The sequence below is a fragment of the Bradyrhizobium sacchari genome, assembly GCF_002068095.1.
Classification (GTDB): Bacteria; Pseudomonadota; Alphaproteobacteria; order Rhizobiales; family Xanthobacteraceae; genus Bradyrhizobium; species Bradyrhizobium sacchari.
Window position 1 is genome coordinate 26272 of the sequence record NZ_LWIG01000047.1, and the last position, 14615, is coordinate 40886.

The window sequence follows — 14615 nt, forward strand, 5'->3', positions numbered from 1 at the left end:
TGCTCTCCGCGTCCCATCTTCCAAGGGGGCCTTCATCGAAGGAGCCCAATCGCCACCGCCGCACTCCATTCGTCCCCGGCGCCTTCACCGCATGAAGCGCCGCTCCAACGCCTCTAGAACGGCGTTGAAAGCAAGTCCGATCATCGTGATGCTGATGATGCCCCACATCTGAGGCATCAGGAACGTGTACTGACTGTTGATGATGAGACAGCCAAGATTCGCCTTCGCCCCAACCATCTCGGACGGCATCAGCACCAGCTAGCGGACGCGCTGGCAAGACGAATGCATAAAGATGGTGGGAAGCAGGCAGGATCACCTTTCGGATCAGTTGCTGCAGCGTCGCGCCCAGCATCGTGATGCGCGAGAAGCTTGCCGGAAGGCAACTATTTGACAAGCGTCTGACGGCGCCAGCTCTCGACAGCCTTGTCAAGCGCCGCCGCAGCCGCTGGGTCGGCCCAACGATCCCAGAACTGGATCGTGCCGCTAAGCGGTTCGTTTATTGGTTTGGCAATGCGGATACGCGTGGGCAGTAGAATCGCATCGCCAACGACGAGTGCTTCGCCTGTGTCGAGGACCGGAAGCAGGTCGCCGAAGCCGCCGAGGCTGTCGGGCAGCAGCCGTCGCACGACAGCTTGGTCGTCACCGTTGGTTAGCCGCATCGCGATGAGATTGTTGCACTGGCTGGCGTAAAGATCGCATCACAGAACTACTCAATCGCCGCAGGATACGCTGCAACATGGTCTCCGGATGCTCTAGAGTTGGAATCGTACCAAGCGGCGCATCGTCATCGTTCCGGTTGCGAGGCATCGGACTCCTAGTATGGGCGATCTGCCAGTCAATCAGTCCGCGTCACCCCCGGATGGATGCTCTGATGCCAAGCAGCAATTGCGCAACAAGCAATAGTGTCGGTCAGCTCCATAGCTGATGAATTGCATCTTCGCCGCTGCCGCGCGCCCCCGCGGTCATCTGTCGGGGAGATCGAGCGCCGCCATGCCCGTAGATCTGCCGGCCGACAGTTTTCAACAAACGGCCCATTCAGCGCGCCGGCATCCGAAAACAAGATGACGTAAAAATTGACGCTCCTCGCAATTGGATGGCCATTTCACAGCTCAAGCCCGCGTTCCCCAAGCACCTGGCGCATCAGAGGACCCTTGATCTCGCGGGCGATCTCCTCGCTAATCTGGGCTCCGAATTGCAACTCGGCATCGCTATCTCCGGTTAGCTGATGGTCGGCGAGCCGTTGCTCAAGGCGGCTCGGAAACTCCTGGTCCATCGCTTCCCTGAGCCGCCCCTCCATCTGTGCATGAGCTTGTGGGGCAATCCGGCTCACCACCATCTCCCAGGGTTGCCAGCGAGTTGCCAGATAGTCGGCGAACCCCGCCGCCTCCTCGTTGCGCACCTGGATCTCGGCTGCGGTGAGGTCGTCTTCAGTGACGTGGGCGACATCAAAGAATCGCATATCCGGAGCGATGAGCTGCAGGTCCAGCCGCTCACGTAACTTGACCTGATAGGCGAGATAGACCTCGATCTCGTCGACGAACCCGAGCGAGTCGACCTTCTGACGGGCGATCGGCTCGAGCGCGTTCAGGCGGAACAGGACCCGCGCCTGCTGGATGAGTTCGCCGAGCCTATCGTCATAGGCTCCGTCCTCGACATCAGCCTTCAGACGTGCGGTCTGCATGCCGTTCCAGGTCAGGGTGACGCGATCCTGGCAGGTCTCGCTCGCCCCGTAGGCCAGCTCAAAAAACTGCCGCCGCAATTCCGGCCTGATCGCCGCCTGCCGTAGATCCTCGGCCACCGCCTCTCGGAATTCGGGATTGTCATAATTCACAGTCTTCTGCAGCTTGTCGAGGAAGAGCGCGTATTCCGGGGCCCCCTTCTCGTGGGCGAAGTTCTGCCAGGCGGCGATCGCTTCGGGCTCGCCGTTCAACCAGTCCGCGACCGCATCGGCGAGCGGCCGTTCCTGGTCCACCATCGTTTCTCCACCCATTGAAAAGAAGACCCGCGGGCCGTCATAGCTCGGCGCATTCAGGGCTGTCGCCAAATTCGTCCGCAGCTGCTCGGGCAGCGCATTATCCTCCACATAAACCATGCACCCAGAACCTAGCCGGGTCAGCAGGGTCTCCGGCAGGCTGGTCAGCCGATTGTGGCGTGCCTCGAGCATCTGGAGCTCGGTCGGGAGGTTCTCGGGCAAGCTCGACAGGCTGTTGCCGCTGACGTGGAGTCTCTGGAGCTCAGTCGGGAGGGTCTCGGGCAGGCTGTTCAGCCGGTTATCGCGGGCGAAGAGCAACAGGAGCTCGGCCGGGAGAGTGTCGGGCAGGCTCGTCAGCCGGTTGCCGTCGGCTTCGAGCTCTTTGAGTTCGGGCGGGAGAGTGTCGGGTAGACTGGTCAACCGGTTGCTACCGAGGGCAAGCGACTGAAGTCCGGTCGGTAGGGTGTCGGGTAGGCGGGTCAACAGGTTGCCGCGGACATCGAGGTCCTGGAGCCCGGCCGGCAGGTTGTCTGGCAGGCTGGTCAACCGATTGCTGCAGACGGCGAGTGTCGAAAGGCTCTCCGGAAGCGTTTCGGACAGCCCGGTCAGCTGGTTGCTGCCGATGACGAGCGACTGGAGTCCGGTCGGGAGGGTGTCGGGCAGGCCGGTTAACCGGTTGTTGCTGGCGCCAAGCGTCCGGAGTCCGGACGGGAGGGTATCAGGCAGGCGCACCAGCTCGTTGTCGCTGACGTTGAGCGACTGGAGCCCGTTCGGAAGGGCGACGGGCAGTGTCGTCAGGCCCAGATCATGCAGCTCCAGCCCTGCATAGACGTTGCCGGCCTCTGCCCAGGCTCTTATTCGTCTTACGGCCTCTTGGCGGTGTTCGTCTTCCGTCTGCCCCTCCTCGCCGGCCCAGGTGTCCAAGATGTGGTCGAGCCGCGATTGCTTGAGGACGGGGTCTTCAAGGTCCGTCGTACTGCCATCGCCCGGCCGGGGCTGTGGTCCGAGGATTGATGCTCCGAGATTTTGCTGCCAAGGAATTGCCGGGGTCGTTGGCCACTCAGCCACCACATCACCGGGCTCTGCCCACCAATGCTCCGCCTGATCGCAACTTTGCGTCGGCCAATCGGCAGCTGCATCCATGCCTTGCCAACTATCCGTCAGACTGAAACTGCCGGCTGGCAACTGGCCACCCCGATCCGCAGCCGAAAAAAGCAGATCTTGATTGACCCCTTGTCCAGAGAAGGCGGGCCAATCCGAGGGCAACCGCGAGGGTTGTCCGACGCGATCCCCGTGCGGCAATCTCAAAAAATCTGCATCTCTGTTCGACACAACGTCGTGGTCGCCGAGGCTATTTGAATGCTGGGGCGGGCGCTCGTGCGGATGCAACTCGTTCAGGTGCTGCTGAAAACCCGCCTCCTGCTGCTGTTCCAGCTCGTTGCCGTACGCCGGCTCGACATCTGGGGCCTCGAATGGGTGGAGGTGGTTGAACGCATCCATCCGATTCTCCTGACAATCTGAGCAGCGAACGTCGAACCTGTACAAGTTCTCGCTACGAGGCTTAGCTTTCGACAAGCTGACGAGGAATCAAAATGATTGTAACTGCCCTGTTAGGTCTTCGTGGGAGGCTTAGCGCTTGAATGCCCGTACTGCAGTTCGACATGCCGAGCTCGGACCATCTCGGGGTTTCGAGAAGCCGATTTCTGAGCTCTCAAGAACGTCCGCCCCTGTGTGGGCGCCAGAATGCATGCTGGGAAATCATCGCGATGTCGGCCCCTGGTCCGCTGAACGTAAGGTCATATGCCGCTGCATGGTCCATTTGCTATCGATCTTCTCCGGGTCCGGGGCGACTTTGTCAGAGATCGGCCAATTGCTCCGAAGCGAGAGCCACGACGTAAGCGGCAACTTTGACGAAGGTAGAAATCCAAAGAATCGCACATTGACCCTGCCGCCGCTGGTATGCATCCAATGACCACTCCGCGATTCGCAATCGCGAGCGGGCCAAGCGTTTGGAGACAAGGATTTGGGGGCAAGAGTTTGGAGACAACGACCAGCATGAGGCGCGGCGGCTTGCCGAGTTCGTCTCCTTGATGGAAAAGAAGGCTACGACATCAGCACGAAGCTCGCCGTAACCTGGGCGCTCTACCACTCGATCGGCACACATCATGTCCTTGCGATTAACCGGCGTTTGCGGTTTGGCACGCCACGTTGCGGGTATCGTGCCGGGAGCAGACATCTTGCTATCCGGCGGGCCGCCGAGCTACATAAGCGATGCGGAAGATCGGGCACTACTGGGTAAAGTCCCTGTCGTCATCTTCGAGCAGCGCCTTCAGTGCGATGACGTATCCTCGTGCGGAAATCGTCGGCCCCGCCCCCCCGAAGCTTGAGCGCAAATGTGCAGCCACGTGTTCCGGCGGTGAGGCCGGCGGGCTCGGCTTTCTAACGACATGCGCCTATTCCTAGAGCGATGGGGCTGCTGCGCCTTCCGGCGCGGGCTTCGCTTGCTTCAGGCGCTCTAGGTAGCCGCGTGCGCGTGAAATCACCGCCTCGACCACTGTGTCCAGGACGGGATCGCCGCCGGCAGGCCTGGCTTCGGCCTCGGCCTTGGCAGCGATTGCATGGTGCGTCACTGCATGAGCAACGTCGCAGACGCGCCGGATCGTCTGCGCTGGAGAGAGCTTGCAGTCGATGGCGAAGCGCTCCCGGTGGTTGCGTCCGAGCTGGTCAGCCTGCTTCTGGCCGCCGATCTTTTGCGGGACAGAGTGAGAGATCGGAACGCAAAAATCTCCTCCTGTCCGCGATCGTGCCGATGCCAGAAGAATTGGCTAAGCAGAACGTAGGTCATTGATCGCCCGAGAGCTCATGAATTGTCATTCCTTCATCGGCCCTTGTGGAGCAATGCGCGGCAGCGAAGGCGCATGAGGCGCCGCCCCAGCTTAAATGGTTCGGCTGCGCAGGTCGTTTGATTTCCTGCCCCGATCGGCAACCCGGTGGCTTCCAAACAGACCTTGCGCGATTTGGCGATAGTTCCTTCCTGCCATCCATCCATCGCGCGCGAGGATAAGGTCATGCCGCTTCAAAGCTGCCAAATCAAAAGGAGTCGTTCCGAGCGGCCGATGCTCAAGGGCGAGCCAACTCCTTCAGCCTGCTCGGAGCAATCTCCCGAATCACATGGAATCCGTCGGCCGGATATTGAACGCGCCACACTAAGTCATGCTCTTCCGAACGCCTGAAGCATCATCGTCACGAAAATCTCAATACCAAAGAACTCAAAAGCAGACGGATAACGATACAAGTCAAGGCGGCAATTTCCGTAACGTCCCACTATCGCTGAACAGCTTGACCAAAGGTCGGTTAAAACTGACAACGGCCGCAGAATACACAACAGTCATCGACAGCATGAGCTTTCTTGAACAACGAAACCCAAAATAGCTTGAGAGGCTATACACGCCGTAAGACGGAAATGTCGCCGTCGTCCATACACTGAGGTCGTGAAACGGGTACCGAGCGAGGAGGCGGCGCGGAAAATGGCGCTGCCAACCCGCTCGATAGTTCAAGCTCGCGCGAGCCGCCCGGCGGCACGTCGACGGGACTTGATTCGCACGTAGCGTCAGATTGTAGGTTCGAGAAACAAGCCGCCGCGGCCTTTTGGAAAAGCCGTCGCAGGCCTGCGCCTCACCGGGAGCATCGCATGACGCTATCACCTATGTACCGACTTCTAGGCCAAGGCTCGCTGCATCAGTCTGGAAGGCTTGGCTTGCCAACTCCGCACCGCTGCACGCAGTCGCGCTGAGATCGACAAGGCGCTCGCAACGTCGCGCATCACCGACCAGGGCCTACGAGAAGCGCGCTGTACTTTAGTGGCCGACTTTCGCCTCGCGCACCGCCATCGCTCTAGACCGCGCCACGCCACGTCCGCAAAACGGACTGCTGTTGGAACGCCTTGCGCACTCCCGATGGCAACTGCAGTCTGCGCATCAAGAGGGAAAAGGACATGATCGATGTAAAACTGCAAAGTGTGCTCTCTTCTCTTGCGCAGCCGGCTAAAGAGCTAGGCGCTCAATCGCCCGGACGGCGGGCGCCAGATGCACGTTACGTGAAGCTAAACACCAATGAGAACCCATTTCCACTACCAACAATGGTATGGCGAAGTGCGATCTCCGCGCTTGAACGACAGTATTTGTATCCGGAAGACGACAACATCGGCTTGAGAGAAGCTGCCGCTGATGCCTACGGCCTCTCAAAGGATCATGTGATCGCCGGCAACGGATCGTCGGAGCTTCTCGCCCTCATCTACAGGGCCTTCCTTGGACCTGGCGACAGCGTCGCGATGATGTCTCCTGGATTCTCGTTCAATCGCAAGCTTGCTCTGCTGCAGCGCGCCAAGCTTCTCGAAGTGTCGTGCAGCGACTCGCCTTCCATTCCGATTGAACAGTTTCTCCTCGGTCCGGCAAAGGACGCCAAGTTCATCCTGCTGGCCAATCCCAATAACCCAACCGGGACGTTCGTCTCTATCGACGATATCGAACGCCTCGTTGCACAGTCTGATCGCTTAATCGTGCTGGACGAGGCCTATGTCGACTTCGCACCGGATAACGGTCTGCGGCTCGTCCACCGCTATCCCAACCTTCTGCTCCTGAGGACTTTGTCGAAGAGCTATGCGGCCGCGGGCATTCGGGTCGGCTTTTGCCTTGGTCATCCAGAGATTATTGGACGGCTGCGAAACATCCAGAACGTCTTCAACATGAACATCATAGGGCAAGCGGTCGGAGTCAGCATCCTCTCACATCGCGCGGCCTACGAGGAGAATCATAGGCATATCAAGAACGAAAGAGAGCGAGTTGCGACCCAATTGCGTCAATTCGGATTCGGTGTAGCGCCTTCTCATACCAATTTCTTGCTGGCGCGGGTGCCGAATGGACACGACGGCAAGTGGTGGCATGCCGCGCTGGAGAGAGACGGCATACTCGTTGCTGTCTTTGCAGATGACGGCCTTGACGACTGCATTCGCATCAGCATCGGCACAAAGGAGCAAATGGACTCGTTTTTGACAGCGGTTGCCGCGATCAGAGGGCATGAAAAGAGATGAACAGCCAGCCGCCCGCCGATGTGCGCTCGTTCACTATACCGCTAGTGGAACGAGAAGGCCGCGACCGCGCATCATGCGAAAGCAGACACCCCATGCAGCTGAGGGCCAAGCGGTCGCCAAACAATCGCTTCCCCTCCGGATCCAGCGGAGCCGACGCATCACCACGATGTCGCCCGATCTTCGCCATGGGTACCGAGAGAGGACCGGACCCGACAGTCACGAGATGCGGCGCTAGCAATTCGTTCCTTGAACCTCCAGAAAACGGTTACGTAGCCCGCCCCAACCATGGATTTTGCTGATGACACACCAGCCTTCGTCAAAACTCACTTGCGGCATTTTCGATCACCTGGACGACGACGGCCGCGATCTCGGTCGTCAGTACGAAGATCGCCTCGTCTTGGCGGAGGCATACGATCGCTTCGGCTTCTATGCGTATCACGTGGCCGAGCATCATTGCACGCCACATGGAAGGAGTCCCTCGCCAAGTCTTTTCCTGTCGAGTGTCGCGCAGCGTACGCGACTGCTTCGTCTCGGCCCATTGGTCATGCTGCTCAATTCCTATCATCCGCTACGCGCATTTGAGGAAATCTGCATGCTCGATCAATTGAGCGGCGGCAGGCTGGAGCTGGGCTTCGGACGGGGTACTCTCCCAATCGAGCTGAATTACTTTGGAATTTCCGATGAATTGGCGCCAAGCCGGTATGAGGAAGCCAATGAGATTCTCCTGAACGCCATGAAGGGTGGGGTCTTGTCCTACCAAGGTAGGCATTTCCAGCTGAACCAGGTTCCCCTGACTTTAACCCCTCAACAGCGTCCATACCCCCCCATATGGGTGACAACCAATCGCCCCGACACGGCCATCTGGGCCGCAAGCAATGGCGCAAACCTCGCCTGCATGGGGCCGGCCGCCGTAGTGCGCAAAGTTACCGATGCCTACCACACACATCGAGAGCGCAGTTCCAGTTTTGGTCGTGAGCCATATGTCGGATTGCTTCGCATGATCGTGATTGCGCGATTTGAGGCGGATGCGTATTCCCTAGCCCGGTCCGCTTACGAGCGATGGTTGCGGAGCTTCAAATTTCTCTACGAGCTCAATTGTATCCCGACGCCAAAGCCCCTTCCGCTGACATTCGATGCAGCCATCGAGAGCGAATTGTGCGTGGTCGGAACGCCAGCGTCCGTCCAACGCGTTCTGCTCAATCAAATGGACGAAGCCGGCACGAATTACCTGCTCTGTCAGCTCGCCTTCGGTGATTTGCCCTTAGATGCCTCGCTATATGCAGCCAGGATCATCCAATCCGAACTGCTCGGCCGGACCTGAGTCCTACATCGTTATTTTCGCAGGAGCACATCGTTCTGCCTAGCGGCGGCTCATGCCGCGCGATGGCGGGGCATCTACCTTCGCCGACAGGAAGACCACGATGGCGTAGGGGCGCCAGGGCAGCCAAGTGCGATATAGCGAGCAGCACGGTCGGCACTCAGCCTCAATGATCAAAACATGGCCAGCGTCCTCATCCGGCGTCGCCTTGCTCTGAGCGGTTTAGATGACAATTGATTGGCGATGCCGTGCAACTCACATTGCCGGAACCAAGGCTTGGCGTTGCCAACCATGAAAGCGACAAGCCCTTCGATGTAGCAGTTCGAGAAGTATTGTCGTGACACTCTGCCGTTTGGTCCCTTGCCGGCAAACAGCGTGTCCTGCGCGCCGAGCAGGCGGACGCGCGTAATGACGTCCCTGTCTCCGTTAACGGACAGCGCTACATGTCTCTGGCCCCGGAATTCACCTCGCTACCGATCGACATGCCATGCCTCCAGCCGAAATAATTCTCAATGATCGAGATATGGCTGCTTGAGCCATTGTCGCCGGCCTTGATTGTGATGTTGTTGTCATTCGTAGGATCAGTGGGGTGATGGTCACATCCTGACTGGCGTCAACATCGATGCCATCGGTATTGCGGGCATCCGTCGGCCGATCGTGAGGCTCCAAACGTGGCACCTTCAACCCGGTTCATCGCGACATGAAAATTGGCGGCGTTGTGTAACGGGACACCAGAGTACGTGATGTTGCGCATGATCGATCTGGATCAAGCGTGGGGCGTTTTGATTGCTGCCCTTGGCTCGGGCGCGGCGGGCTAGCTGCCACCAGTTTCCACGGCGCCACGGATCATTGCGCCGCCCTGACCGTCGATGATGCCTCTCAGTAGTTGCCGCCGCCGCGCGCTTTAGAATGCCGGCAGCCGTCGCCCTTTTCCGCAATGCGACCACATCGTCCGAGGCCCTGGTCGTAAGTAGCAGGTTCGGGCATGGCGATCAGTGTCGCACCGCGTTCGAGATAAACCGCCGCGCCAGCGGGGCAATGTTCAATGGCCTCCTGTACATCATAAGGAGGCTCTCTCGCCCACCGGCGGATTCGAACCACCAGCTCTACATCGATCGTCAGCTCTTTACCGGCGGCAGAAGCAGCTCACCCAGGCTCGCCTCGGTGAGAAGATGCATGCGCGTCAAGCGACGGTCTCGAAGCTGGAAGCTGGTGTACCTACAATGCAGCTGCGCATCCTGATGGATGCGCTGGCCACGCTCGACCTCGAGTTGGTCATCCGACCGCGCACCAAATTGACGGCTGAAGCGATTGAGGATCTGTTCTGATGGCGCGTCGTTCTGCCCGCGCGCCGCTCAACGTCTATCTCAACGCACGGCTGGTCGGGCGGCTGCGGCGCAAGAGCAGCAGCGGGCCGCGCCGCTAACGATCAGGAGATCGCCGCCATTCTCGGCAATCTTGCCAACAATCCGCTCGGGATCGGCCCCAACCAGGACTCCGCCTTTCTCTCGCAGGCGCGCAAGAAAAGACGGCACTGCTTTACTGGAAAGACAAGTGGCACGTGCCTCATGGCACGACCGCAACTACGCACATTTTCGAGCCGCAGATCGGGAAGTTGCCGAACGGAAGCGACCTGACCGGCAGCGTTGAAAACGAGCATCTGTGCCTTCAGCTGGTTGCGGCACTCGGCTTGCCTACGCCAAATCAAGCATCATCGATTTCGCCGGGGGCCGCTTGCTCGCCGTTGAGCGGTTCGATCGCCTCTGGACGCACGACGGCCGCCTGTTGCGGCTGCCGCAGGAAGATTGTTGCCAGGCGCTGTCCGTTCCACCCGCGCGAAAGTATGAATCCGATGGGCGCCCCGGCATTCGCAAGATCTCGAATCCCCTCAAGTGCAGCGATACGCCTGAGGACGACCAGGCCATTTTCTTCAAGGCGCGGATCGTGTCCTGGCTGCTTGCCGCGAACGCCAAACGAATGCTAAATGTCTTTGCGTGGCCATCGCCGGGCGGACGTTTTCATCTTGCCCCGCTTTACGACATCATTTCGACGCAACCGAGCTTGGACGCTGGACAGATCAGCCAAATGAAGCTGGCCATGGCGATCGGCAGCAACCGGCATTGCGTCGTCCACACGGTTCTCGGCCGACATTTCGTGCAGACTGCGAAAAGCTGCGGTCTACCCGACAAAACAGTCAAGATCGTCATCTAGCAGCTAGGCGATACAGCCGCAAAAGCCATAGATCAGGTGCTGAATGCGCTTCCAAAAGGATTTCCGGAGAAGATGGCCATATCGATTGCTTATATTAGACATGAGCGACTTCATACATGTTCCACGCGCTGAGCCGGCGCGCAGCGCCTGTCGCCTATACGCTTGATCCGTTCGCCAATGGCCACGGGATGGCGAAGCCCCTGCGGCTCCACTGCTGCAGGTCGTCCACGACTTGCCCGAGCCGGTGCGGCCCAAGACGAGCGCATGACGCTGGAACAGCCGATTGCCAGCCGGCCACCTCCGAAATCACACCCATGAATCGCGTAACGTGCTCGCCTTCAGAGCGAAGCAGCAGGTATCGATCTCCGGGACGGTCTCACGCGCTCGGTGGAAGACATTGGCGCGCGGTCCGTCACGATCGAGCAGCGTGCCGATCAACATAATGCGCTCACCAGATTGACTTCGGAATGTGCGGCCTCGCCTAGCTCGACATCGGGGATATTGGCTTCACGAGCTCGGCACGGATGATTTGTTTGGATCCGCCCAGTTGGGCGCGGCCCAGCGCTTCTTCGTCAGAAAATTCAGAATGATCACGCGGACACTCCTGTCATTTCCTTGAGGAAGCGGTCGAGCCGCCATATCGGTTGATTTACGTCGAACCGTTGGACACGTCGCGCATCTAGGCGCCCGCGCCTATCGTCCCCTCCTCGATCGCAAGATAGCGCCGACAGCGTCCGCCGCCGAGGAAGGTCCGGGCGGACCTGGTCAGCTGCTTGGTGATCACGACAAGCGTGACGGAATCGTGGTCGCAACGAAGCGAATGCCGTCTTGATCGATCAAAACAATGGACTCATTTAGGTCCGTGACGTGATCCGCAATGATGACAGTGAATGATTGGCGCTCAACTGCTTATGCATTTCCATGTTTGACGCGCTCGGACCTGCGTCGATACGTCGACCATTGCTCGGTTTGATCATGATTTGCGCGCCCCCGACCTGACGCAGCGTTAGGTTAAAGCGCTCCTGGAAGAGAGTATGTTGCGCGACAGCTACAGCAATTTGAGACAGCACTGCTAAGAGGCGTGCGGCGCAGGGGGCATGTGAAGGAGCGTATTCGAAATGAAGAAGTTGTTGCTTGTGACTGCCGGCATCGTCGCGTCTATCGGGGCAGGGCCCGTATTCGCCGCCGATCTCGCTCAGCAACCCGTCTACACCAAGGCACCACCGGTACCGGTTGCTGCGGCAATCTATGACTGGAGCGGCTTTTATCTCGGTGCCAATGGCGGCTGGGGTTCAACCCATAGCTCTTGGGACTTTACCGGTGTCACGCCCGAGGGCTCACATGATGCGAGCGGCGGAACCCTCGGTGGGCAGTTCGGCTATCGCTGGCAGATGGGCCAAGTGGTGTTCGGTGTTGAAGGCCAGGGCAATTGGGCCGATTTCAACGGTTCCAATGTCAGTGCCGCCTTCCCAGCGAACATCAACCAGACCAAGACCGACTCGTTCGGCCTGCTTACAGGCCAAGTCGGGTACGCCATCAACAATGTATTGCTCTATGCCAAGGGCGGTGCCGCGGTGACCGGAAACACCTATGAGATCAACTCCCTCACCGGCGCACAACTGGCGAACACGGACAAGACTCGCTGGGGCGGCGTGGTCGGTGCGGGGATCGAACTCGGCTTCGCGCCAAATTGGTCGGTCGGCGTGGAGTACGACCACATATTCCGGCAAGACGCTAACGTGAACTTCACCACCGCCGCCGGCTCGGCCGGTAGCGATCGCATCCGGCAGGATTTCGACCTACTGACTGCCCGGCTCAACTACAAATTCTGGGGCCCGGCCGTTCTGAAGTATTGATTCTATCGCGTAAAGCGATGGATCGAGAGCCCCGGCCCAAGGCCGGGGCTTCTTTTTTGACGATCGTGGTGACGCTCGCGGCGATATCGAGCTTTGCCTCGTGTCTGCCGTTGTACTGGCAGCTGCAGATCATGGCTGGCCGAGGCATCCATCTTGACCTGCTCGACTGGATGTAACGTGCCGCCCGGCGCTAAAGAGTCCATTAGCATGGTCTCATCATCGTCGTTTTTGGCGGCAGCCGCTCGAGGGATCCGGCTGATGGCTGCAGACCTTTATCGGCCAGGATCGTGCCGCCTCCACTTCGCCGTGCTCGACGGCAACGTTGCCAGAAAACGCGGCGAGCCCGATCAATGAGCCGGTTCGGCTGGATCTGCTGGGTATCGATGATGCTTTCAATCACGGTGGCGTCGCTGCGTGTACATCGTCTTGCGACGTCGATCGGATGTGCTGCCAGCACGCCCTGAGGTCAGACTGCGGTGCGATCACCGCATGCCCGAAGCGTCGACAGCCCCTCGAAAGCGTCCCCAGCTCCAACCCCGGCTTGTCCTGAATGCGCGCTCCACTGATCTCGATTGCCGCCAAGCCGCAGGTCTTGTCCGTCAGGCCGCATCCAACGGCCTCCTCTGTGCCGACGAATACGCTCGGACTCGTTAGCATTGACATCAAACGTCGTCGACGGCATGTCGTATCTTGACCGCAACAGGCGGCTTCAATTTATGAGCGCTCAAGGCGATTGTGAGCGCTTCTACGTTCCTATCGAGCGCGAATCGCGCTCTCGCCATCAGCCTTTGCCCCCGCGAGGAGGAACGACGCGCTTCTCCGAGAGGCTGGGCCGAGACTGGCCCCGTGCGTGGGGAAAGTCGATTCTGCATTCCAGACGCGCGAGGTCGTTTGCGGGATTCCAGCTCGGCAGTTGCCGGCTTTATCATTACGTTAGGGCGCAGCTTGAGCAACTCGCCGCGCGTTCCGATAAGGCACTCTCCGCCGGCAGTCAGCGCTCTTTCTTCAGCTCATTCTCTGCGTGACGACCATCACGACAGGATGGCCGTTGTTGTCTCTGCAACTTTTGGCGAGACTTCCGAGCAAGTGGCTCATGCGGTCGGATGTGACCGCGAATTCTCCGTGGTTGGAATCGAAGAGAGTGGTCGTTCCATTGGAGGTGGACGTTGCGACCAGGTGTGCGTGGCCTTCGGGGAAGCGCAAGCTGAGCAAATAGACAGATGGGTCTTCGGCAATTTCATCCACGATCCTGGCGATGTCCGAGGACCTGCCAAATTCATATCGTCTCCGTCGCGCGGATGGTTGCAAGCGTGCTTCCCGCAACATTATATCCTTTGGCTGAAAATCCTCGGCCGGATCATTTTGCAATTGATTCCTGAGTTCTTCATACCGCTGTTGCCGCATCGCTGCTGAAGCGTGAGTTTGCGAGCCGGCTGAAGCGCGCTCATTCGGGATCGCGGACTGCTCGGAAGATGGAGGAGCCACTCTGCCGCCAGACCAGCGCACATGCCATCTACATTTGCGCCGCGCAAGTCGGCAGTCCGGTAATCGAAAAGGGGAATGACCGGTCTTTCTGAAGGGATGGACTAGACCCGGGCGACGAAGAGGGTGTGGCCGAGAAGGAGCCTGGAGTAGGATTATGCGCATCAGAGATATGTGGTATGCTGCAGCAAAGCCCCATTTTGTCAGCACCGTCAGATGACAAATTGCCATGAACTGCTAGGACCGCAAGTCTTCCCGGGAAGTTACCATCGTCCATCGAACTGCTCGCTTCATAGGCCTGATGAGTACCTGTCGATGAGACGCTGTCTTGAATATGCATGGAGTTTCGCCTATCGTTTCAGTCGTACGTTTACCCAATCAGCGCGCCAACGACATGTCGCGAAGATGGTCAGTCGAGCTGACGACAAGCTGGCGCTCGTGCGCAGCTGGAGCGAATGGAGGCGATAGCTCCGGTCCGTACGAACTGTGGGTCAGATGAGGGTCGTCAATTCGCCCTCCCGTCGTTCCGGCCAATTAACGGAGACAAGCCGTTGCGCGGCGTGGCCGTGCCGTGAACAGGCTCTTTCAGGCAAGCGCAGCAAGCTCATGACTGCCATTCACGTCATCCGGATTTCTCCCTCAGGTTGGATCCTGCTTGCTCGACGATCCGCACGGCAACGAATTATC

At 59.1% G+C, this 14615-nt stretch carries 9 protein-coding genes and 2 pseudogenes; 4 read left to right on the forward strand and 7 right to left on the reverse strand.

The annotated features are described in order from the left end of the window. Positions 1-84: 84 nt before the first annotated feature. From A5906_RS45390 to A5906_RS41940, 4 genes are all read right to left on the reverse strand, one after another. The gene (locus A5906_RS45390) at positions 85-249 is read right to left on the reverse strand and encodes a hypothetical protein (protein WP_245327010.1); all 165 of its coding nucleotides are present in this window, start codon (positions 247-249) and stop codon (positions 85-87) included. Between the two features lie 134 nt (positions 250-383). Next, on the reverse strand, positions 384-659 hold the full coding sequence (locus tag A5906_RS31565; protein WP_201723808.1) for an ATP-binding protein: 276 nt from the start codon (positions 657-659) through the stop codon (positions 384-386). A gap of 443 nt (positions 660-1102) precedes the next feature. After that, positions 1103-3472, reverse strand: coding sequence for an NEL-type E3 ubiquitin ligase domain-containing protein (locus A5906_RS31570; protein ID WP_245327011.1), 2370 nt, complete (start codon positions 3470-3472; stop codon positions 1103-1105). 355 nt (positions 3473-3827) lie between these two features. Then, positions 3828-4208: a hypothetical protein gene (locus A5906_RS41940; RefSeq protein ID WP_136615625.1), complete on the reverse strand. Its 381-nt coding sequence runs from the start codon at positions 4206-4208 to the stop codon at positions 3828-3830. A gap of 1758 nt (positions 4209-5966) precedes the next feature. On the opposite strand from A5906_RS41940, the gene hisC reads away from it, so the two are divergent. Then, positions 5967-7061 (forward strand): histidinol-phosphate transaminase, encoded by a 1095-nt coding sequence (gene hisC, locus A5906_RS31580; RefSeq protein WP_080139096.1) that lies wholly within the window; start codon positions 5967-5969, stop codon positions 7059-7061. 298 nt (positions 7062-7359) lie between these two features. Beyond that, complete coding sequence (locus tag A5906_RS31585; protein WP_080139082.1) at positions 7360-8382, forward strand: LLM class flavin-dependent oxidoreductase; 1023 nt, start codon at positions 7360-7362, stop codon at positions 8380-8382. 170 nt (positions 8383-8552) lie between these two features. On the opposite strand, the gene A5906_RS45395 is transcribed toward A5906_RS31585, so the two are convergent. Continuing rightward, positions 8553-8816 (reverse strand): pectinesterase family protein, encoded by a 264-nt coding sequence (locus A5906_RS45395; RefSeq protein WP_347337628.1) that lies wholly within the window; start codon positions 8814-8816, stop codon positions 8553-8555. Positions 8817-9940: 1124 nt separating this feature from the next. Between A5906_RS45395 and A5906_RS45405 the strand changes: the two are divergent. After that, a pseudogene (locus A5906_RS45405) lies at positions 9941-10590 on the forward strand (HipA domain-containing protein). A gap of 3 nt (positions 10591-10593) precedes the next feature. Here A5906_RS45405 and A5906_RS46495 read toward each other — a convergent pair. Then, entirely contained in the window at positions 10594-10869 is a 276-nt protein-coding gene (locus A5906_RS46495) for a hypothetical protein (protein ID WP_430642432.1), read from the reverse strand. Positions 10870-11708: 839 nt separating this feature from the next. Between A5906_RS46495 and A5906_RS31610 the strand changes: the two genes are divergently transcribed. Continuing rightward, on the forward strand, positions 11709-12446 hold the full coding sequence (locus A5906_RS31610) for an outer membrane protein (RefSeq protein WP_080139083.1): 738 nt from the start codon (positions 11709-11711) through the stop codon (positions 12444-12446). Between the two features lie 1005 nt (positions 12447-13451). Here A5906_RS31610 and A5906_RS45410 read toward each other — a convergent pair. Beyond that, positions 13452-13954, reverse strand: a pseudogene (locus A5906_RS45410) (YopT-type cysteine protease domain-containing protein). Positions 13955-14615 lie beyond the last annotated feature (661 nt).